23 protein-coding genes are annotated in these 21398 nt (G+C 65.9%); 11 read left to right on the top strand and 12 right to left on the bottom strand.

Features of this window, described 5'->3' with window-relative positions:
- Positions 1–20: 20 nt before the first annotated feature.
- The 5 genes from HDC95_RS15135 to HDC95_RS15115 form a co-directional block, all read right to left on the bottom strand.
- Positions 21–1301, bottom strand: a complete 1281-nt coding sequence (locus HDC95_RS15135) for an ABC transporter permease (protein WP_259064463.1) — start codon at positions 1299–1301, stop codon at positions 21–23.
- Entirely contained in the window at positions 1298–2605 is a 1308-nt protein-coding gene (locus HDC95_RS15130; RefSeq protein WP_259064462.1) for an ABC transporter permease, read from the bottom strand. Before HDC95_RS15130 ends, HDC95_RS15135 begins: the two co-directional genes overlap by 4 nt.
- Positions 2602–4158: an ABC transporter ATP-binding protein gene (locus HDC95_RS15125; RefSeq protein ID WP_259064460.1), complete on the bottom strand. Its 1557-nt coding sequence runs from the start codon at positions 4156–4158 to the stop codon at positions 2602–2604. Before HDC95_RS15125 ends, HDC95_RS15130 begins: the two co-directional genes overlap by 4 nt.
- Before the next feature lie 111 nt (positions 4159–4269).
- Positions 4270–5361 (bottom strand): BMP family protein, encoded by a 1092-nt coding sequence (locus HDC95_RS15120; RefSeq protein WP_259064459.1) that lies wholly within the window; start codon positions 5359–5361, stop codon positions 4270–4272.
- A 129-nt stretch (positions 5362–5490) separates the two neighbouring features.
- A complete protein-coding gene (locus HDC95_RS15115; protein ID WP_259064458.1) occupies positions 5491–6606 on the bottom strand; it encodes a mannose-1-phosphate guanylyltransferase in 1116 nt (371 codons plus the stop codon).
- A 167-nt stretch (positions 6607–6773) separates the two neighbouring features.
- Here HDC95_RS15115 and sdhC point away from each other — a divergent pair, with 167 nt between their 5' ends.
- From sdhC to HDC95_RS15080, 7 genes are all read left to right on the top strand, one after another.
- The gene (sdhC, locus tag HDC95_RS15110) at positions 6774–7208 is read left to right on the top strand and encodes a succinate dehydrogenase, cytochrome b556 subunit (RefSeq protein WP_259064457.1); all 435 of its coding nucleotides are present in this window, start codon (positions 6774–6776) and stop codon (positions 7206–7208) included.
- Positions 7208–7660, top strand: coding sequence for a succinate dehydrogenase hydrophobic membrane anchor subunit (locus HDC95_RS15105; RefSeq protein ID WP_259064456.1), 453 nt, complete (start codon positions 7208–7210; stop codon positions 7658–7660). Before sdhC ends, HDC95_RS15105 begins: the two co-directional genes overlap by 1 nt.
- A gap of 17 nt (positions 7661–7677) precedes the next feature.
- Positions 7678–9483, top strand: a complete 1806-nt coding sequence (sdhA, locus tag HDC95_RS15100; protein ID WP_259064455.1) for a succinate dehydrogenase flavoprotein subunit — start codon at positions 7678–7680, stop codon at positions 9481–9483.
- Position 9484: 1 nt separating this feature from the next.
- Positions 9485–10246 (top strand): succinate dehydrogenase iron-sulfur subunit, encoded by a 762-nt coding sequence (locus HDC95_RS15095; protein ID WP_259064454.1) that lies wholly within the window; start codon positions 9485–9487, stop codon positions 10244–10246.
- 48 nt (positions 10247–10294) lie between these two features.
- Positions 10295–11500 carry a YihY/virulence factor BrkB family protein gene (locus tag HDC95_RS15090; protein WP_259064453.1) on the top strand — a complete coding sequence of 402 codons (1206 nt, stop codon included), beginning with the start codon at positions 10295–10297 and terminating at the stop codon, positions 11498–11500.
- A gap of 10 nt (positions 11501–11510) precedes the next feature.
- On the top strand, positions 11511–12350 hold the full coding sequence (locus HDC95_RS15085) for an exodeoxyribonuclease III (RefSeq protein WP_259064452.1): 840 nt from the start codon (positions 11511–11513) through the stop codon (positions 12348–12350).
- Positions 12351–12440: 90 nt separating this feature from the next.
- The gene (locus tag HDC95_RS15080; protein WP_259064451.1) at positions 12441–12983 is read left to right on the top strand and encodes a hypothetical protein; all 543 of its coding nucleotides are present in this window, start codon (positions 12441–12443) and stop codon (positions 12981–12983) included.
- Here the strand turns inward: HDC95_RS15080 and HDC95_RS15075 are convergent.
- Complete coding sequence (locus HDC95_RS15075; RefSeq protein WP_259064450.1) at positions 12958–13152, bottom strand: hypothetical protein; 195 nt, start codon at positions 13150–13152, stop codon at positions 12958–12960. The genes HDC95_RS15080 and HDC95_RS15075 overlap by 26 nt on opposite strands.
- Before the next feature lie 57 nt (positions 13153–13209).
- Here HDC95_RS15075 and trpS point away from each other — a divergent pair, with 57 nt between their 5' ends.
- Positions 13210–14214 carry a tryptophan--tRNA ligase gene (gene trpS / locus HDC95_RS15070; RefSeq protein WP_259064449.1) on the top strand — a complete coding sequence of 335 codons (1005 nt, stop codon included), beginning with the start codon at positions 13210–13212 and terminating at the stop codon, positions 14212–14214.
- A gap of 35 nt (positions 14215–14249) precedes the next feature.
- The gene (locus tag HDC95_RS15065; RefSeq protein ID WP_259064448.1) at positions 14250–14918 is read left to right on the top strand and encodes a hypothetical protein; all 669 of its coding nucleotides are present in this window, start codon (positions 14250–14252) and stop codon (positions 14916–14918) included.
- A 32-nt stretch (positions 14919–14950) separates the two neighbouring features.
- Here the strand turns inward: HDC95_RS15065 and pth are convergent, their stop codons facing one another.
- Positions 14951–15532 (bottom strand): aminoacyl-tRNA hydrolase, encoded by a 582-nt coding sequence (pth, locus tag HDC95_RS15060; protein ID WP_259064447.1) that lies wholly within the window; start codon positions 15530–15532, stop codon positions 14951–14953.
- 87 nt (positions 15533–15619) lie between these two features.
- Complete coding sequence (locus HDC95_RS15055) at positions 15620–16243, bottom strand: 50S ribosomal protein L25/general stress protein Ctc (protein ID WP_259064445.1); 624 nt, start codon at positions 16241–16243, stop codon at positions 15620–15622.
- Between the two features lie 223 nt (positions 16244–16466).
- On the opposite strand from HDC95_RS15055, the gene HDC95_RS15050 reads away from it, so the two are divergent.
- A complete protein-coding gene (locus tag HDC95_RS15050; RefSeq protein ID WP_259064444.1) occupies positions 16467–16592 on the top strand; it encodes a hypothetical protein in 126 nt (41 codons plus the stop codon).
- Positions 16593–16596: 4 nt separating this feature from the next.
- On the opposite strand, the gene HDC95_RS15045 is transcribed toward HDC95_RS15050, so the two are convergent.
- Positions 16597–17133 (bottom strand): gluconokinase, encoded by a 537-nt coding sequence (locus tag HDC95_RS15045; RefSeq protein ID WP_259064443.1) that lies wholly within the window; start codon positions 17131–17133, stop codon positions 16597–16599.
- A gap of 165 nt (positions 17134–17298) precedes the next feature.
- Here HDC95_RS15045 and gndA point away from each other — a divergent pair, with 165 nt between their 5' ends.
- Positions 17299–18747, top strand: a complete 1449-nt coding sequence (gene gndA / locus HDC95_RS15040) for an NADP-dependent phosphogluconate dehydrogenase (RefSeq protein WP_259064442.1) — start codon at positions 17299–17301, stop codon at positions 18745–18747.
- Positions 18748–18806: 59 nt separating this feature from the next.
- Here the strand turns inward: gndA and HDC95_RS15035 are convergent, their stop codons facing one another.
- From HDC95_RS15035 to HDC95_RS15025, 3 genes are all read right to left on the bottom strand, one after another.
- On the bottom strand, positions 18807–20039 hold the full coding sequence (locus HDC95_RS15035; RefSeq protein ID WP_259064441.1) for an FAD-binding oxidoreductase: 1233 nt from the start codon (positions 20037–20039) through the stop codon (positions 18807–18809).
- A 62-nt stretch (positions 20040–20101) separates the two neighbouring features.
- Positions 20102–21109 (bottom strand): zinc-binding dehydrogenase, encoded by a 1008-nt coding sequence (locus HDC95_RS15030; protein WP_396652719.1) that lies wholly within the window; start codon positions 21107–21109, stop codon positions 20102–20104.
- A 19-nt stretch (positions 21110–21128) separates the two neighbouring features.
- Positions 21129–21398 (bottom strand): enolase C-terminal domain-like protein (locus HDC95_RS15025; RefSeq protein WP_310503270.1); only part of this gene is annotated, 270 nt, incomplete at its 5' end.

Below are 21398 nucleotides of genomic sequence, written 5' to 3'. Positions count from 1 at the left end.
GTCCCTCTGGTCTCAGTGCTTCAACTCTTGATGTACGGCTCGCCGGAGGCCGCCGGCGGACGTGAACGTCCGACGAGACCGGCGACCGCGAAGATCGTCACGACATACGGCAGCATCAGCATGAACTGGCTCGGCACCGGCGATCCGATCACCGAGAGCACGCCCTGCAGGTTGGTGGCGAAGCCGAACAGCAGCGCCGCCAGGGTCGCACGCACCGGATCCCACTTGCCGAAGATCACCGCGGCCAGTGCGATATAGCCCGCACCGGCAGTCATCTCACGGCCGAACTGCGGATTCGTGACCAGCGTATAGAACGCACCGCCCATGCCTGCGATGGCACCGGCGAGCATCATGTTCCAGTAGCGCGTTGGTGCGACTTTGATGCCGACCGTGTCAGCAGCCTGCGGGTGCTCACCCACAGCCCGAAGGCGCAGCCCCCAGCGGGTGCGGTACAGGCCATACCAGACCAGGAACACCGTGATGTACATCAGATACACGATGATCGTCTGGCGGAACAACACGGGCCCCAGCACGGGGATCTCGCTGAGCAGCGGGATCGGGATGACCGGGAACAGCGGCGGAGAGTTCAGCGTCTCGGGGTTGGCGACCAGCACCTGGCGGTACAGGAACGTCGTGAGCCCTGCCACGAGCACGTTCAGCACGACGCCGACGATCACCTGGTTGACGTAGTAGGTGATCGCGAACACGGCGAGCACGAGCGAGACCAGCACGCCGGCGACCATCGCCGCGACGAGGCCGGCCCACGGGTTCTTCGTCGCCGACCCGACGAGCGCGGCCATGAAGGCGCCGGCCAGCAACTGCGCCTCGATCGCGATGTTGACGACACCGACCCGCTCGCCGATCACGCCGCCCAGAGCCCCGAAGATCAGGGGCGTCGCGAGTGCGAGCGCACCGCCGAGCAGTCCGATCATCGGCAGCGTGCCGCCGGCGGATGCCCAGGCGAGGAACCCGACGAGAAGCACGATCACGTAGACGACCGTCAGCCACAGCGGCAGCCGTCGGTGAGCGCGCGTCCACATCACAGCCAGAGCGGTGATCGCGGCGAGCACGACGACGGCGACCCACGCCGTGGCATTGGCGGGCAGCACGAGCTCCGGCAGCTGGATGACAGCGTCCGCGGAGCGGACGAGCCGGAAGGTGCTGTCGCCCTCGCGCGGGGCGATGAGCGGCAGCAGAGCGAACAGCACGGTGAACAGGCCGAAGATGATCGGCGTCTTCCAGGAGGTGATGGCGACGCGACGCTGTTCATCGCTGACCACCGCTTCAGCTGTGACGGTCATGCGGACACCTCCTCGGCGATCTGCGCCGCATTCTTCTTCGGCTTCTTCGGTTTGTTCGGCTTCTTCCGCGCGCCCGGCTGGGGCAGGCCGAAGATGGCACGCACCAGGGGCGGCGCCGCGATGAACAGCACGATCAGGGACTGGACGACGAGCACGATCTCGATCGGCACGTTCTCGGATGCCTGCATGGCGAACCCGCCGGCTTTGAACGCGCCGAACAGGATGCCTGCGGCCAGGATGCCCAGCGGCGTCGAACGGCCGAGCAGGGCAACGGTGATCGCATCGAAGCCGATACCGGCGTCGATGTCACCGCCGAAACCGCTGGTGACGGTGCCGAGCATCTGGCTGACGCCGGCGATGCCGACGAGGCCACCCGCGATGAGCATGACGTAGAAGTACATCCTGCCGACGCTGATGCCCGCCACCTTCGCGGCGCTCGGGTTCTCCCCCACCGCACGGAAGCGGAAGCCGAGACTCGAGCGTTCCAGCAGCCACCAGGTGAAGGCGACTGCGATCAGAGCGAGGATGAAGCCCGCGTGCAGCTTGTACTGGGGTCCGAGGATGCCGGGAAGCACGGCGGACTCCGCCATCGCCGCCGTCTTCGGGTTGTTCGAACCGGGCGCCTGCAGGATGCCCTGGGTGGCCAGCATCCAGGCCAGCAGATACACCGCGATGTGGTTGAGCATGATCGTCACGATCACCTCGTGCGCACCCGTGCGCGCCTTGAGGATGCCGGCGATGCCCGCCCAGATCCCCCCGGCGACGATGCCGGCGACGATGGCGGCCAGCATGTGCAGAGGCCACGGGAGGTTCATGCTCGTGCCCACCCAGCCCGCGGCGGCAGCGGCCATCAGCATCTGGCCCTGGCCGCCGATGTTGAACAGGCCGGCGCGGAAGGCGAGGCCCACTCCGAGGCCGGCGGCGATCAGCGGCGTGGCGAACTTCAGCGTCTCGGTGAGCGGGCGGATGCCGGCGGCGAAGCCGTCGACGCGGAAGTTGTAGAAGGCCCCCTGGAAAAGCGCGACGTACGCGCCGGAGATCGAGCTCCACACGGCGGCGAGCATGTCGCCAGGCCTGGCGAAGAAGTAGCCGGCAGTGCTCTGCACGTCGGGATCCGTGAACGCGATCATGATCGATCCGGCGATGAGAGCCAGGATGACTGAGAGCACGGAGATCAGACCGTTGCCGGTCACGATGCGCCGGAACGCTCTGTGCCAGCGCGAGGGTTCGGTGCCGGGGCTCGTGGGATCGGTGCCGAAGTCTGCGGGGGCCGAGGCGATCGGCTTCAGCTCTGGGCCGGTCATGCGCTCGTCTCCTCGGTGTCGGCTGCCGTCGTGGCCGCCACGGCCGTCGTGTCGGTCTCGATCATGCCGGCCATCATGAGGCCGAGCTGCTCACGCGTGGTGTCGCCGGGCACGATGCCGACGACCTTGCCCCGATACATCACCATGATGCGGTCGGCGAGTGCCGCCGCCTCATCGAGCTCTGTGGAGATCACGATCACGGGGATGCCGGAGTCGCGAGTCTCGATGATGCGCTTGTGGATGAATTCGATGGAGCCGACATCGACGCCGCGGGTCGGCTGCGCTGCGACGAACAGGGAGAGTTCGCGGCTGAGTTCCCGCGCCAGCACGACCTTCTGCTGGTTTCCGCCTGAGAGACGTCCGGCCTGCTGAGCCGGTCCCTGGGTGCGGATGTCGAACTCCGTGATCTTCTCGCGAGCGAATTCCTCGAGCGCACCCAGCTGCAGGGTGCCGGCCTTGACGAAGGGCCCGCCGACCGAGCGGTCCAGCATGAGGTTCTCGGCGATCGAGAATTCTTTGACCAGCCCGTCGACGCTGCGGTCCTCCGGGACGAAGCCGACGCCGTCGTCGAGGATGTCGCGCACCGATCGTCCGACCAGCTCCACGCCGTTGAGCCGCACGCTGCCTTCGACGTGCGTCTGCAGGCCGACGATCGCCTCGGTGATCTCGGTCTGCCCGTTGCCCTGCACACCGGCGATCACGAGCACCTCACCGCCTCGCACCGAGAACGAGACATCGTCGACGAGCACCGTCCCGAAGGGATCGGTGACCGTGAGCTCCTTCACGATGAGCGACTCCTCGCCGAGCTTCGGGGCATCCTTGTGCACCGTGAGCTCGACGGCGCGGCCGACCATGAGGGAAGCGAGTTCTTCGTTGCTGGCGGTCGGTGACGCTTCCCCGACGACCTTGCCGAGCCGGATGACAGTGATCCGGTCCGCCACTTCGCGGACCTCGCGGAGCTTGTGGGTGATGAAGACGATCGAGGTGCCGCCTTCCTGCAGCTGCCGCATCGTCGCCATCAGGTCGTCGGTCTCCTGCGGCGTGAGCACGGCGGTCGGCTCATCGAACACGAGCACCTTGGCGTCGCGCGAGAGCGCCTTGATGATCTCCACGCGCTGCTGCACGCCGACCGGCAGGTCTTCGACCACGGCATCCGGATCGACCTTGAACCCGAAGCGATCCGAGATCTCGCGCACCATCGCACGAGCGGCCGCGAGATCGAGGCGACCGCCGAACGTCGTCTTCTCGTGGCCGAGCATGACGTTCTCGGCGACGGTGAACACGGGGATCAGCATGAAATGCTGGTGCACCATGCCGATGCCCGCCGCCATCGCGTCGCCGGGGCCGGCGAAGTGCTGCTCGATGTCGTCCAGAAGGATCTCACCGTCATCGGCCTGGTACAGGCCGTAGAGCACGTTCATCAGCGTCGATTTCCCGGCGCCGTTCTCGCCGAGGAGACAGTGGATCTCTCCTGGCTCGATGGTGAGATCGATGTGGTCGTTGGCCGTCAGCGCGCCGAACTTCTTCGTGATGCCGCGCAGTTCAAGCTTCATGTGTCAGATCCTAATCAGCAAAGGTGCTTCCTCCCAGGTTCCTGTGGGAGCCCGCGAGACGGCGAGGGGAGGCCGGCGGGTCGCCGACCTCCCCTATTTCTCGTTTCTCGATCAGCCGAGGTACGAGGTGACGGTGACCTCACCGTCGATGATCTGCTGCTGCAGGTCCTGAACCGCGTTCCACAGCTCCGGGTCGACCTTGTCCTCGAAGTTGTGCAGCTCGGCGATGCCGACGCCCTCGTTCTCCAGGGTTCCGACGTACGCCTCGGCATCGAACTCCTCGTTCGCGCTGCTCATGGTCGCCTCGTAGACGGAGAGCTTCATGTCCTTGAGGATCGAGGTGAGCACGAAGTCGGCGGTCGTCGGGTCGGTGACGAACAGGTCGGCGTCAGCTCCGATCAGCGCGATGTCGCGGCCGGACTCCTTGATGGCCTGCAGACCCGACTGGTAGATCGGTCCGCCGACCGGCAGGAGCACGTCGACGCCCTGGTCGATGATGTTCTGTGCGACCGTCTTGGCCTCGGGGCCCGCTTCGAAGCCACCGGTGAACGAGCCGGCCGTGCCGTCCCAGCCGACGACCTGCACGGCGGTGCCGTTCTGCTCGTTGTAGTAGTTCACGCCCTGGTAGAAGCCGTCCATGAAGATCGTGACTGTCGGGAACTCCATGCCGCCGTACGTGCCGACCTTGCCGGCCTCCGAGTAGCCGGCCGAAAGGTAGCCGGCGAGGAATGCGGCCTGAGCCGTGTCGTACAGCAGCGGCTTGACGTTCTCGGCATCCTTCTCGCCGTCGAAGTCGTTGTCCGCGGCGTCGTCGACGAGGATGAAGTCGACGCCTTCGTTGGCCGTCGCCGCCTCGACGGTCGCCGACGACAGCGCGAAGCCGACCGAGACGATGGCGTTGCAGCCCTGGGAGACGAGGCTCTCCAGGTTCGGGGCGAAGTCGGTCTCGCTGTTGGACTCGACGTTCTTGTACTCGACGCCGAGCTCATCGGCGGCCTGGACGACGCCCTCGAAGGACAGCTGGTTGAACGACTTGTCGTCGAATCCGCCGGCATCGGAGACGATGCAGGGCAGGAAGTCGATGCTCTCGCCGCCGGCATCTCCGCCGTCATCCTCCGGAGCGGCACCGCAACCTGCTAGTGCGACGGCGACACCGGTCGCCACGAGCGCGGCCAGAGCGCGCTTCTTGGTGGAAATGGTCACGTAAGCCTCCACGACTACTGGCCTGCGCCATTCGCAATGCCCGTGGAGACAAGTTACCCAGTGTTACGGCATCCGACATCATGGTTGCGGTTAATGGTTACAAACTCGCAATAGACCCGTGACGAAGGACTACAGCACATCTCCGCGGCCGGTGAGCTTGAGCGATTCCACGACGTCCTTCACCCGCTGGGCGTGTTCGGTCGTCGTGACCAGCAGCGCGTCAGGAGTATCGACGACCACGATGTCCTTCACACCAACGAGGCTGATCACGCGCGACGTCTGGCTCACGAGGATTCCGGTCGCCGCGTCGGAGAGCACTCTGGCCTTCGGTCCGAGCACGGCGAGGTCGTTCTTGCGGCCGTTGCTTATGAGCTTGGTGAGCGACGCGAAATCCCCCACGTCATCCCAATCGAAGTGGCCGGGGATCACGGCCAGGCGGCCCTTGTCGGCAGCGGGCTCGGCGACGGCGTAGTCGATCGCGATCTTCTTCAGAGTCGGCCACACCCTGTCGACGACCGGTCCGCGTCGCTCGCGGTCGTCCCAGGCTTCGGCGAGTTCCATGAGGCCGGCGTGCAGTTCCGGCTCATTCGCCGCGAGTTCGTCGAGCAGCACGCTCGCCTTGGAGATGAACATGCCGGCATTCCACAGGTACGAACGGTCGGCGTAGTACTCCTTCGCCGTTTCGAGATCCGGCTTCTCGACGAAGCTCTCCACCCTTGCGGCTTCTGGCGCGCCGTCGACGATCAGCTCTTCGCCCTTGCGGATATAACCGAAGCCGACTGACGGTTCAGAGGGCTGGATGCCGATCGTGCAGATGTAGCCGGCGCGGGCGACCTCGACCGCCTGCTGCACGGCGAACTCGAATGTGCGCGTGCCGCGGATGACATGGTCAGCGGCGAACGAGCCGATGATGACGTCGGGATCCCGGCGATGCAGGATCGCGGCGGCGAGCCCGATCGCAGCGGCCGAGTCGCGCGGCTCGGACTCGAGGAACACGTTCTTGTCCGCGATGCCGGGAAGCTCGGCCTCCACCGCGGCGCGGTGCGCCCGACCGGTCACGACCGATATGCGGTCGGCGCCGGTGAGAGCTTCCAGACGGTCCCAGGTGTCGCGCAGCAGCGAGTTGCCGGAGCCGGTCAGATCGTGGAGGAACTTCGGAGCGTCGGCGCGGGAGAGCGGCCACAGTCGGCTTCCGATGCCACCTGCGGGTATCACGGCGTAGAAGTCATCCAGTGGCTCAGTCATAACCCCAGCGTAGCCGCGCGAAACAATCTCGACGTCGAGACAGTTAGGCCACCCTTCGTCGCTCCCAGCGATTGAACAGGAATAGGATGGAACACGATCGGGCACGTCTGCGGTCAGCTCAGACCCAGTACGCGCTGCCGACCTCGTATCGATCAGGGAGGACGACCGTGTCCGCAGGCACTCGCTTGGCACCGTCGATTTCGGAGACCACTTCCAAGACGCCACGCGGAACCCTTTATCGGGGTCGCGAAGGCATGTGGTCATGGGTGCTTCATCGCATCACCGGAGTCGCGATCTTCTTCTTCCTGCTGGTGCATGTGCTCGACACAGCACTCATCCGGGTCTCCCCCGAGGCGTACAACGCCGTGATCGGCACGTACAAGAACCCGATCATGGCGATCGGCGAGGTCGTCCTCGTCGCCGCCATCGTGTTCCACGCCATCAACGGCCTCCGCATCATCCTGGTCGACTTCTGGTCGAAGGGCGCGCGCTTCCAGCGGCAGCTCTTCTGGGGCGTCATCGCCGTGTGGATCGTGCTCATGGCCGGCTTCGTGCCGCGACACCTCATGCTCGCGTTCGCCGGATTCGGAGGGGGTCACTGATGTCTGCTCAGACCGTCGCCGCACCGGCGCGCCGCCGCCGCGGGTTCAACCTCGAGAAGTGGGGCTGGCTGTTCATGCGCGGCTCCGGCGTCGTGCTGATCGTCCTGATCTTCGGCCACCTGTTCGTCAACCTCATGGTCGGTGAAGGCATCCACGCCCTCGACTTCGCCTTCATCGCCGGCAAGTTCGCCACGCCGTTCTGGCAGTGGTGGGACGTACTGATGCTGTGGCTCGCGCTCCTGCACGGCGGCAACGGCATGCGCACGATCGTCAACGACTATGTGACCAACGTGAAGGTCCGGCGGCCCCTGGTCTGGGCGATCGGCCTCGCAGCCGGACTCCTGATCGTGCTGGGCACTCTGGTCGTCTTCACCTTCGACCCCTGCCTGGGCGTCACTGACTCCAGCACGCTGTGGGACACCTGCGTAGCCGCAGGCGTCGTCGGCAACTGAGAAGAGAGCAACAAGAAGTGACTACTGAGACACAGGATTCCGTCGTCCGCAACGGCGTGCACTACCACCAGTTCGACGTCGTCATCGTGGGTGCCGGCGGCGCCGGCATGCGCGCGGCGATCGAGGCGGGGCCCGGCGCCAAGACGGCAGTGATCTCCAAGCTCTACCCGACGCGGTCTCACACCGGAGCCGCACAGGGGGGCATGGCTGCGGCCCTCGCGAACGTCGAGGAGGACAGCTGGGAGTGGCACACCTTCGACACGGTCAAGGGCGGCGACTATCTCGTCGACCAGGATGCTGCCGAGATCCTCGCCAAGGAGGCCATCGACGCGGTCATCGACCTGGAGAACATGGGCCTGCCGTTCAACCGCACCCCAGAGGGCAAGATCGATCAGCGTCGATTCGGCGGCCACACGGCAGAGCACGGCAAGACGCCCGTCCGACGCGCCTGTTACGCCGCGGACCGCACCGGCCACATGATTCTGCAGACGCTGTTCCAGAACTGCGTGAAGCTCGGCATCAACTTCTTCAACGAGTTCTACGTGCTCGACCTGATCACGGTCACCGCCGAAGATGGCAGCACCCAGGTCGCAGGCGTCGTCGCATACGACCTCTCCACCGGCGAACTGCACGTGTTCCAGGCCAAGGCCATCATCTTCGCGACCGGCGGCTTCGGCAAGATCTACAAGACCACATCCAACGCGCACACCCTCACCGGAGACGGCGTCGGAATCGTCTGGCGCAAGAACCTGCCGCTCGAGGATATGGAGTTCTTCCAGTTCCATCCGACCGGACTCGCAGGTCTCGGTATCCTTCTCACCGAGGGCGCCCGCGGCGAAGGCGCGATCCTTCGCAACGCATCGGGTGAGCGTTTCATGGAGCGCTACGCTCCCACCATCAAGGACCTCGCGCCTCGCGACATCGTCGCGCGCTCCATGGTGCAGGAGGTCCTCGACGGCCGCGGAGCCGGCCCGCACAAGGATTACGTCTACCTCGACTGCACCCACCTGGGCGCCGAGGTGCTGGAGACCAAGCTCCCCGACATCACCGAGTTCGCCCGCACCTATCTCGGTGTCGACCCGGTGACCGATCCCGTTCCCGTCATGCCGACGGCGCACTACGCGATGGGTGGCATCCCGACCAACAACAACGCCGAGGTGCTCGCCGACAACGACACCGTCGTTCCCGGTCTGTACGCGGCCGGCGAGTGCGCCTGCGTCTCGGTGCACGGCTCGAATCGCCTCGGCACCAACTCGCTGCTCGACATCAACGTGTTCGGCAAGCGCGCCGGCAACAACGCGGTCGCATATGCGAAGAACGCAGAGTTCGTCCCGCTGCCGGAGAACCCAGCCGGCTTCGTCTCCGGCCTGCTCGAGCAGCTGCGCGACAGCAAGGGCACCGAGCGCGTCGCCGTACTGCGCAAGAAGCTGCAGGAGGAGATGGATCTCGGAGCTCAGGTGTTCCGCACGCACGAGTCCCTCGAGCACGTGCTCGGCGTGATCGCCGAACTGCGCGAGCGCTACCGGAACGTCTACGTCGACGACAAGGGCCACCGGTTCAACACCGACCTGCTCGAGGCCGTCGAGCTGGGCTTCCTCCTCGACATCGCCGAGGTCGTGGTCTACGCGGCCCAGAACCGTGAGGAGAGCCGTGGCGGTCACATGCGCGACGACTTCCCGAAGCGCGATGACGAGAACTACATGAAGCACACGATGGCCTACCTCACGGGCGATCCGCACTCGTCGACACCGGCCGACCACATCAAGCTCGATTGGAAACCCGTCGTCATGACCCGTTACCAGCCGATGGAGAGGAAGTACTGAAATGTCGAATGCTGTCGCAGAGGCGCCCGCCGCGGCTGACCCCGCCATCCAGTCCTTCCTCGTCACCTTCACCATCCGGCGGTTCGATCCCGAGAAGGACGCCGAGCCGCGCTGGGTCGACTACGACGTGGAGCTCTTCTCCACCGACCGCGTGCTCGACGCCCTGCACAAGATCAAGTGGGAGGTCGATGGTTCGCTGTCGTTCCGCCGCTCCTGTGCACACGGCATCTGCGGCTCTGACGCCATGCGCATCAATGGTCGCAACCGCCTCGCCTGCAAGACGCTGATCAAGGACCTCGACATCTCGAAGCCGATCTACGTCGAGGCCATCAAGGGTCTGCCGCTCGAGAAGGATCTCATCGTCGACATGGAGCCGTTCTTCGCCTCCTTCCGCGAGGTGCAGCCGTTCCTCGTCGCCAACTCCACACCGGAGAAGGGCAAGGAGCGCGTGCAGTCGATCGCAGACCGTGCGATCTTCGACGACACCACCAAGTGCATCCTCTGCGCTGCGTGCACCTCATCGTGCCCGGTGTTCTGGACGGACGGTCAGTACTTCGGCCCTGCCGCGATCGTCAACGCGCACCGCTTCATCTTCGACTCCCGTGATGACAACGCCGAGGTGCGTCTGGACATCCTCAACGACAAGGAAGGCGTCTGGCGCTGCCGCACGACCTTCAACTGCTCCGAGGCCTGCCCCCGTGGCATCGAGGTCACCAAGGCGATCGCCGAGGTCAAGCAGGCCGTTCTTCGCGGACGACGCTGAGCGCTCCTTCCGTCATCGACACGCCCCGGCCCTGGATAGGGTGGGGGCGTGTCTGATTCTGACGCCGGTGCATCCGCCGGTCGCCTCGACGCCGCCGTGGAGCGCGCGACCAGGCTGAGCAGGCGCACGCTCGGCCTGTTCCCGGTCAGAGTCTGGCGGCACTTCCTGCAGAACAACGGGTTCCTGCTCGCGGCCGGAGTGAGCTACCAGGCGTTGTTCGCGATCTTCGCCGCCATCTATCTCGCGTTCGCGATCTCCGGGCTGTGGCTCGGCGGCAGCACAGAGGCCGTCGACGCGCTGATCGGCGTCATCAACAGCTACATTCCGAACCTGATCAGCGCGCAGAGCAACCTTCTCACCCCGGAGGAAGCCCACGAGCTCGCCTCGAACATGGCCGGCGTTCTCAGCATCACCGGTCTGATCGCTCTCGTGGCCGTCATCTGGACGGCCATCGGCTGGGTCACGTTCTCACGACGAGCGGTGCGCGACATGTTCGCCCTTCCGCCCGACAGGCGCAGCTACCTACTGCTCAAGGCACGCGATTTCTTCGCCGCTCTCATCTTCGGCATCGCTCTGATCGCAGGTTCTGCGCTGAGCTACGGCAGCGCCGCGATGCTGACCTGGGTTCTCCAGCTGCTGGGGTGGGATGCCGGCTCGAATGCCGTGAATCTACTGATCCGCATCGGCACCGTCATCGTCTCGTTCACCCTTCTCTCGGCGGCGCTGGCAGCGATGGTGCGCTTCCTCACCGGCACCTCACTGCGATGGCGCACGATCTGGCCGGGCGCGCTGCTCGGCGGCGGCGCCATGACCATGCTGCAGTTCGGCGCCGGCTTCCTGCTCAGCTACACGCCGACCAATCCCCTGCTCGCCACCTTCGCGATCTTCGTCGGCCTTCTGCTGTGGTTCCGCATCAACGGCGTCGTCATGCTCGTGGCTGCGGCATGGATCGCCGTGGCCGCAAAGGACCGGGACGTTCCTCTGCTTCGCCAGAGCGAGGAGGAGCGCATCATCGCGGAGTATCAGGCGCTGCTCCTGGCCGCGCGCATTCGTCTGCGTGATGCGAGGAGCGCCCAGGAGCGCGCACCCTGGTACCGTGCGTGGAGCTCACGGAGAGCCGTGCATGCCGCGGCGGACGAGCTGGACGAGCTCCTCGCGGATCCGCCGAAGCCCTCGACGCCGGATGCCCCGGCCACTCACCGTCTCCTCACAGAGCTGACGCGGGCGCGCCGCGATGTCCGGGGTGCTGGCTAGGCTTTAACCCATGCCCAACCTGCGTATCGCCTCGGTCAACGTCAACGGAATCAGGGCGGCTGCCCGAAACGGAATGAGCAGCTGGCTCGATGCTGCAGACGTCGACATCCTGACGCTGCAAGAGGTGCGCGGTCAAGACGAGCACCTCGAAGCCGCGCTCCCGGGCTGGTCGATCATCCATGACGAGGCGACGGCGAAGGGCCGCGCGGGAGTCGCGATCGCGAGCCGCACGCCTGCGCTCGCGTCTCGCACCGCGTTCGGTGCCGATGACTTCGATTCGAAGGGGCGCTGGATCGAAGGCGACTTCCTGCTCGGAGATCGCACGATCACGGTCGTGAGCGCATATGTGCACTCCGGTGAGGCCGACACCCCGAAGCAGGACGAGAAGTGGAAGTTCCTCGATGCCTTCGGCACGCGGCTCGTCGAGCTCGGTCGAGACGATGCTCTCGCGCTCGTCACGGGCGACCTCAACGTCGGCCACCGAGAGCTCGACATCAAGAACTGGCGCGGCAATCGCAAGAAGGCCGGCTTCCTCCCCCGCGAACGAGCGTACTTCGATCGTTTCCTGGGTGATCGAGACGCAGAGATCGCCGGTGTCGACGGCACGGTCGGCATCGGGCTCGGCTGGGTCGACATCGGACGCCGCTTCCACGGTGAAGTCGAGGGACCGTACACGTGGTGGTCGATGCGCGGCCAAGCGTTCGACAACGACACCGGCTGGCGCATCGACTATCACCTCGCGACCCCTGCTCTCGCGGAGCGCGTCGAGACGTACAGCGTGGCGCGCGCCGCCTCCTACGCCGACCGCTGGAGCGATCACGCTCCGGTCATCGTGGATTACTCGTACTGACTCTCAGGAGAGGGTTCACGACGGTTTCCCGAAAAGATCCGAGGGCTCGCTGTATACCGCCACCAACGCTCCCGAGCCATGGTTGAAAGCGTGAACATCGGAACGCTCTTACGCAGCTGGCTGGCCTGCACGCTCGGCTGTCTGCCCCTTCTGATCCTCCTTCTTGTACCGAAGCTCATGCGCAGCAGGGCTGGCGACGAACGGCTGCTGCTCATCGGGACCGCCCTGTTGCTGCTCCTGCTGGTCGCCGCCTTCGTTTGCGCGCCTATCATGACGGCGTGGTTCGACCCGGTTCGCGGCAATTGGGATCGGCGCACGGCGCTGCGCTCAACGCGACGCGGATGGCGTCACAGTACCGGAGGCGCAGTGATCGCGCTCTGCGTGGGCATCCTGATCTACGCTCTCGGCCAGATGGCCGGCTACATGCTGGGCACGCTCGTGCCGTACGTGAGTGACAACCCCGCGCATGTCTCGGATCCCAGCCAACCGCGCTGGGTGATCCACTACACTGCCTATGCGCTGCAAGCGCTCATCCTCTACGCCGTGGCGACGTTGGCCGTGGCCTGGTACGGCTGGCGGATGCGAACGCTCCACCTGAGGAAGACCATCAGGCAGTCAGCAGCGCGGCGATGAGGCCGACCCCGACGAGCACGTAGGTGACCAGGCTCCACCCATACGCGGCGCTGCGGCTGCCGGAACGGAACACCAGAGGCACCAGGAATGGCGCCGCGCACAGCACAGTGAGCAAGAGACCGATGATCCGTATGACGCGGTCACCCGTCGTCGTCTCCCCCTGCACCATGGCCCGAGTCTCGCAGCTGCGCATCGTCCCCACCAGCAGCCCCATAGGATTGATGTCGTGAACAGACCTCGCCTCTACTCAGGAATGCAGCCCTCCGCCGACTCCCTCCAGATCGGCAACTACATCGGGGCTCTCCTGCAGTGGCGGGACCTGCAGAACTCGTATGATGCGTACTTCTCGGTCGTCGACATGCATGCCCTGACGGTGGCGCAGGACCCGAAAGAGCTGCGGGAGAAGACGCGTCGCACGGCCGCACAGTACATCGCAGCCGGCATCGAGCCGTCGCAGTCGACCTTGTACGTGCAGTCGCATGTGCGCGCGCACGCTGAGCTCGCGTGGATCCTCAGCACCATCACCGGGTTCGGCGAAGCCGGGCGCATGACGCAGTTCAAGGACAAGTCGTCCCGCTACGGCGCGGATGCCACCTCTGTCGGCCTGTTCACCTACCCGGTGCTGATGGCCGCAGACATCCTGCTCTACCAGACCGATGTGGTGCCCGTGGGCGACGATCAGAAACAGCATGTCGAGCTGACCCGCGATCTCGCTGAGCGGTTCAACTCGCGCTTCGGTGACACCTTCACCGTGCCGATGCCGGTGATCCAGAAGGACACGGCGCGCATCTACGACCTGCAGAATCCGACGGCGAAGATGTCGAAGTCAGCGGAGAGCGACGCCGGAGTGCTCTGGATGCTGGATGACCCAGCCAAGTCCGCAAAGAAGATCATGCGCGCGGTGACCGACAACGAGGGCAGCGTCCGTTTCGATCGGCAGGCCAAGCCTGGGGTATCCAACCTGCTGACGATCTACGCGGCGCTCTCCGGCCGTCAGGTCGCGGCGATCGAGGACGAATATGCCGGCCGTGGGTACGGCGATTTCAAGAAGGGACTCGCCGACGTCGTCGTGTCCGAGTTCGAGCCGGTGCGCACGCGCGCCCTCGAGCTCCTCGACGATCCCGCCGAGCTCGACCGCATCCTCGCCGCGAACGCCGCACGTGCCGACACCGTGGCAGATGCGACTCTCGCCGACGTCTACGAGAAGGTCGGCCTGCTGCGTCGAGTCTGACGAGCCGGTCCGACCCGCGCTCTAGGATGGTGAGCGTGACCGATCCGCAGCTTCCGCCGCCCTCGTCCGATGGCTCTTCGTCCAACGGCTCTTCGTCCGACGGTTCCGTGCCGCCGGTTCCGGTAGCGCCCGGATATCACCCGCCTGCCGCTTCGTCGTATTCGGCGCCGGGATATCCGGTTCCCCCCGCCCCGGAGAGCCAGACGCCCACGGCCCCGGAGTACCAGGCGCCCCCCGGCGCCTACCCCGCGCCTGTGGGCGGATACGGAGCGCCCGCGGGTGCATACCAGCCGTCCGCCGCGCCGTCGCAGGCCAAGTCCTCAGCACTGGGCATAGTGGCATTCGCGCTGTCGATCGTCGCCGCCGTCGTCGCATCGATCATCGGCGGTGCCGCCGGCTACCAGATCGGCTTCAAGCTGCCGACCGTCATGCAGCAGCTCAACGGCTCGACGAGTGATCTTTCGTTCCTCGCGCCCGTGCGTGATCAGGTGCTGATGGGCGAGATCTCCTTCTGGCTGGGCACCCTGGCCGGCATTGCCGCGATCGTACTCGGGATCATGGCGATCGTGAAGCGCGCAGGTCGCGCGTGGGGCATCACCGCGCTGATACTCGGCGTGCTCGGCCCTGTGATCTTCTTCACCGTGCTCGGTGTGACGCTCGGAGTCGGTGCGGGCGCCGGCTCGATGTCGTTCTACGGCGCGTGACCGGGCGGCTCTGCCGATCAGGCGGGATCGGTTCAGCGCGGAGCGTGATGCCTCTGCTGAGCGGCCAGCAGTCCATCCGTGACGAGCAGCTCGACAGCATCCGCTGAATCACCGACGAGGATCGCAAGCGTCTCCCGTTCGGCCTTGCCGAACGGAGACAGCACCCAGTCCGCGGGATCCTGGCGCCCCGGCGGCCTGCCGATGCCGACGCGAACACGAGGGAAGTCGGCCGTGCCGATCGCGCGAGCGACATCGCGCACGCCGTTGTGTCCGCCGTGCCCGCCACCGATCTTGAGCTTGAGCGTGTCGAAGGGGATATCGAGCTCATCGTGGATCACGACTGTGCGCTCGGGCGGCACGGAGTAGAAACGGGCCAGAGCGGCAACCGGAGTGCCGGAGACATTCATGAATGAGTTCGGCTTGGCGAGTACGAGTTTGTCCGCTCCTGGGCGTACCCAGGTCTCCACCACGCGCGCGCCGCCCTTGTGTTCGCGGAAGCTCTCGCCGCGCCGCGCCGCGAGTTCGTCGACGACCAGCTGTCCGACGTTGTGTCGGGTCGCTTCGTACCGGGGTCCTGGATTTCCCAGTCCCACGATCAGCCAGGTGTCGGCCATACCTCTCACGCCTTTCGAACGTCGTCAGGATACGACAGAGGGGACGCGATGTGCTCGCGTCCCCTCTGCGTCAGAAATGCCTGTGGATTACTCCGCAGCAGACTCTTCGGTCTGTGCGTCTGCGGCCTCCCCCTCGGCGGAGACCTCTTCGGTCGACTCCTCTGTCGCCTCAGCGGTCGGGACGTAGATCGCGACGATCAGGGTCTCCGGGTCAGCGAGGAGAGAAGCGCCCTTGGGGAGCTTCACGTCGGCGGCAGTGATGTGCTGGCCCTCTTCCAGACCCTCGATGGAAACCTCGAAGTGCTGCGGGATGTGCGTGGCCTCGACCTCGACCGCGAGGGAAGTCGCGTCAAGGTTGGCGACGGTGCCGGCGAACGACTCACCGACGACGACGATCGGGACGTCGACCTGGATCTTCTCGCCCTTCTTCACGACGAGAAGGTCGATGTGCTCGATGACCTGGCGCACCGGGTCACGCTGCACGTCCTTGACGAGGGCGAGCGTTGCCGTACCCTCGATGTCGAGCTCGAGCAGCGCGTTCGCGCGACGGATGATGAGCGAGACCTGGTGGCCCGGCAGTGCGACGTGCACCGGCTCGGTGCCGTGGCCGTAGATGACGGCGGGGATCTTGCCGGCTGCGCGCAGGCGACGGGCGAAGCCCTTGCCGAACTGCTCGCGGACCTCAGCGTGGACCTTGGTGTCCTCAGACATGGATTCTCCTTCGGGGCACACGGCGAACTACTCGCCGCGTGGTGGTCTATTGGTCGGCTTCCCGGACGCAGACGTGCGAAAAAGCCACGAGGCTTGGTTCGCCGCGTCGATAACGGATGCCGCGCACGCGAAGCATCCCTCGCCGAGGAACTCCTCTATCGTACCGGATGACCGAGTAAGCTGAAACTCCGCTCATCGTCCCTCGCAGAACCTGGAGTCCGGCATGCTCGACGGCGCCTTCCTCTCACACGTCATCCTCTGGCTCATCGGCGGGATGGCCGTGTGCGCCACCGTGTTCACGATCGGTGCGCTGTTCTCGATGGGGCGCACCAGCTACCGCAAGGACTGAAGCGTCACTCCCCCGTTGCCGCGGCGATCGCCGACACGACAGTGGGCACATCACCGGATGCGCTGACCCTGACTCCACGCTCATCTTCCTCCAGCGGCTCCAACGTCTCGAGCTGCGAGTCCAGCAGCGACGCCGGCATGAAGTGGTCGAGGCGCGTGCGCATGCGCTGCTCGAGTACGGCTCGGTCTGTCACGAGTTCCGCGAAGAACGCATCCGGCGCCTCGGCTCTTATGGCGTCCCGGTAGTCCCGCTTGAGCGCAGAGCATGCGATGACGATGTCCTGCTGAGCATGCAGTGCCCGACCTATGACGCGGAGCCACGGCATCCGATCGCCGTCGTCCAAGGGCTTCCCCGCCGCCATCTTGGCCACATTCGCCGCCGGGTGAAGATCGTCCCCATCGATGAAGCTGGTACCGATATGCTCCGCCAGCGCGCGACCGACCGTGGACTTTCCTGAGCTGCTGGGGCCCATCACGACGATGCGCAAACCATCCTCCCTGCGGGCGGCCGCGGCGACGTTCTCCACCGTGAACTCCTTCATGACGACGCCGGCGGCGTCTCCTCACCCGATCCTGATCTTCACAGTCTGCCTGCATTCAGAGACGCCGGTGCGGCGATTCGTGGCCACTCGCTCCTCGGCGCGTAATCACGTCGCTGAGCGCGATAATCTGAGAACATCCACAACTTCACGACCGAGGAGCAGTCTGTGCCCGAAGCATCAGCGAATATCGGAGTCGTCGGACTCGCCGTCATGGGTTCGAATCTCGCCCGCAACCTCGCCTCCCGCGAGGGCAACACGGTGGCGATCTTCAATCGCAGCTACGAGAAGACCCAGGGCGTGCTCGATGCGCACCCCGAGGCCGGGTTCATTCCGGCGTCCACGTACGCGGAGTTCGCGGCGTCGCTGCAGAAGCCGCGCACGGCGATCATCATGGTCAAGGCCGGTGCGGGCACGGATGCCGTGATCCAGGCGCTGACGGAGGTGTTCGAGCCGGGCGATATCATCGTCGACGGTGGTAACGCGTACTTCCCCGACACGATCCGCCGCGAGAAGGCCGTGCGTGAGACGGGCATCAACTTCGTCGGCGCCGGGATCTCCGGCGGTGAGGAAGGCGCCCTCCTCGGACCGTCGATCATGCCCGGCGGGTCCGATGAGTCGTGGGTCACGCTCGGCCCGATCCTGAAATCCATCGCCGCGGTCGCCGAGGGCGAGCCGTGTGTCACGCACATCGGTCACGACGGTGCCGGTCATTTCGTGAAGATGGTCCACAACGGCATCGAGTACGCCGACATGCAGCTCATCGCCGAGGCGTACGACTTGATCCGTCGCGGCACGGGCAAGTCCCCGGCCGAGATCGCGGAGATCTTCGCCGAGTGGAACACCGGCGAGCTCGAGTCGTACCTGATCGAGATCACCGCCGAGGTGCTCCGCCAGGTCGACGCCGAGACCGGCAATCCGCTCGTGGATGTCATCCTCGACCAGGCCGGCGCCAAGGGCACCGGCGCATGGACCGTGCAGACCGCTCTCGCCCTCGGCGTCCCGGTCTCCGGGATCGCCGAAGCGACTTTCGCCCGTTCGCTGTCCTCGCACCCTGAACAGCGCGCGGTGGCCGTGCACCTCCCCGGTCCCGACGAGGCGTTCACGGTCGAGGATCACGACGCGTTCATCGAAGACGTCCGCCTCGCCCTCTACGCATCGAAGATCGTCGCCTACTCGCAGGGCTTCGACGAGATCCGTGCCGGGGCCGCCGAGTACGACTGGAACATCGACCTCGGTGCCGTGTCGAAGATCTGGCGCGGCGGCTGCATCATCCGCGCCCAGTTCCTCAACCGCATCGCCGACGCCTACGCCGAGACCCCGGAACTGCCCGTGCTGATGACCGCACCGTACTTCAGCGAAGCGATCACCCGCGCCCAGGCCTCCTGGCGCCGCGTCGTCATCGCCGCCGCACAATCCGGCATCCCCGCCCCGGCATTCTCCTCCTCGCTGTCGTACTACGACGGCATCCGCGCCGACCGCCTCCCCGCCGCCCTCGTCCAAGGACAACGCGACTTCTTCGGCGCACACACCTACAAGCGCATCGACAAAGAAGGCACCTTCCACACCCAATGGTCCGGCGACCGCACCGAAATCGAAGCAGTCGACACCCACTGACACGCACACCCCCCCCCCCAGAAGGGCCGGCAGCCGCGAGGCTGTCGGCCCTTCGCGTCTCACGGCGCGATGTTGTGATTACGCCGGAAGAGGTTCTGCGGATCCCACTTCGACTTCACCGTGCGCAACCGATCGTGAGCGGCGGGCGTGAACATCCCCGGTACAGCGTCGGGACGCTCGGTGTCGGCGAAGTTGCCGTACTCGGCCAGACGACCCGACTCGATCTGGCGCCAGTCGGCGAGGATGGCTGCGCGCGCGTCTTCGTCGACCAGGCCGGGGATGTCGAATCCTCCTGCCATGACGAACCATGTCGCCGATCGAGCAGGGAACGCCGTCTCCTCCTGAGACACATCGCCGTACGCACCGCCCAGGGATCGCAGGAACACCACCGACGCGGGGTACTTCGCACGGAAGGCCACAAGGCGATCGATCAGTTCGTCATCGAGTTCGGCATAGAGACCGTTGCCTCCGATGAAGCCGGGAGGGCCTGGCGCCTCGTCCCCGGCTTCAGGTACCGGCATCTCGAGCAGGATGTCGCGGTACGCCGGAGTCGTCACAGTCTCGCTGACGCCCTCGAACGCTGCGATCGGCGCGAGCGTCGCCTTGAGCGCCTCGACATCAGCGCTCGCCCAGACCGCAGCCAGACGAGCCCCCGCCGGGGCGCTCGGATCCATCGCCGGGACATCCATGTACGTCACGGTCAGCTCACGAGGTGCCGTGCGCATCACATCACGGGCAGCTCGCACGACCGCAGCGGCATCGCCGCCGATCGCATACTCGCCGTACACGATGCCCTCGATCGGATGCGCCTCGAAGTCGAAGCGCGTGACGATGCCGAAGTTGCCGCCGCCGCCGCGCAATGCCCAGAAGAGATCGGCGTTCTCCGTCGCGGACGTCTCCACGATCTCTCCGGACGCCGTCACGACTTGTGCACCGATCAGCTGATCCACGGCGAGTCCCCAGGCACGCACCATCCAACCGACCCCGCCGCCGAGCGTGAGACCGCCGACGCCGACGGTCGAGGTGTCGCCCGAGCTGATGGCCAGTCCCTTCTCCGAGAGCGCTGCCGCGACCGCACCCCAGGTCGCACCGCCCCCGATGTGCACTGTGGTGCCGTCGACCCGGATCTCGGCGAGTTCGGTGAGTTCGATGCGCACGCCGTCCGATGCGTCACGCGACCAGGGTCCGTGGCCGCCTGAGACGACGGTGATGGCTTCGTGGTGCGCGCGGCGCACCAGTGCGGCGACGTCCTCCGGGGTCGCCGGACGTACTGTGAGTTGGCTTTCTGTCATGCGCTCACGTTAGCGAGCGCCTCCGACATCGTGGCCGAACCGCTCGCATCCGCCCTTCGCCGTCAGCGAACCCGAGTCTGCCTCGGCGTGATCACCGTCTTCAGCCCTTCGCCGCGAGCTGCAGCATCCAGCGCGTCGAAGAAGGAGTCCAACGGAACCTGCTTCGTGATCAGCGGTGTCAGGATCACATCGCCCGCCTCGATCAAGCGCATCGCGGAGCGCCATGATGACGGCGTGGACGCGAAACCGCTGGTGACGGTGAGCTCCTTGTACAGCAGGATGTCGAACGGCAGCATCACATCGCGGCCGAAGATCCCGACCTGCACGTAGCGTGCTCCCCGGCGCGCGGCACGCAGCGCGCCGGCCGCGCCGGAAGCCGATCCGGAACATTCGACCACGACGTCGAACGCGTCCTCCGTCGGCGGCTCCGTCGTGATCGCGACGCCGAGGTCGGCGGCCACCGCGAGCCGCTCCGCATCGGTGGGGAGCCCGGCGAGGGTGACGAGACCACCGGACGCCTTCGCGACCTGCGCTGCGAGCTGCCCCATGGCTCCGGGGCCGGTGACGAGCACCCGGTCACCCGGCTGCACGACGGGCGGGTCGAGCAGGCACTGCGCGATGCACGCCAGCGGTTCGCTGAGCACGCCATCGAGTTCCCCCGGCATGTCCGGCAGGCGGTGCAGATTGATCACCGGAACCAGCAGCTTCTCGGCGAACCCGCCATTTCGGAATGATCCGATCGACCGGCGATCTCGGCACAGGTTGCGTCGTCCGCAACGGCACATGTCGCATACTTCGCAGGCCGAGAAATACGTCTCGATCGCCACCTCCGCGCCGAGCCAGCCGGCATCCTCATCGGACCCGACCGACGAGACGACACCGAGGACTTCGTGCCCCATGACGACGGGACGCTCATGCGCGTACTCGTCGTGCGCGATATGCACGTCGGTGCCGCAGATCCCGGTCGCCAGGACATCGACGACCACCTGTCCGGCACCGGCGGTCGGAACCTCCACCTCTCCGATCTCGATCCCCTCGACCCCTGGTCCACGTTTGATCACAGCCCTCATCATGCTGGTCATGGCGATGTCACCAGTCGTGGATGGTGCCGTCGGCGAGGCGGTTGTAGGGCAGGTAGGCCTGTTCATACGGGTACTTGCCCGCTTCGTCTACGTCGAGTGTGACGCCGAGCCCCGGCTGGTCGCCCGGGTGAAGAAGGCCGTTCTGCCAGGTGAAGGACTGCTGGAAGACCTGGTTCGTCCTGTCACCGTGCGGCATGTACTCCTGGATGCCGAAGTTGTGGATGCTGAGCCCGAGATGCATCTGCGCGGCCATGCCGACCGGCGAGATGTCCGTCGG

The organism is Microbacterium sp. AK031 (genome assembly GCF_024807145.1).
GTDB lineage: Bacteria > Actinomycetota > Actinomycetes > Actinomycetales > Microbacteriaceae > Microbacterium.
This window is presented reverse-complemented; position numbering and strand designations above follow the sequence as displayed.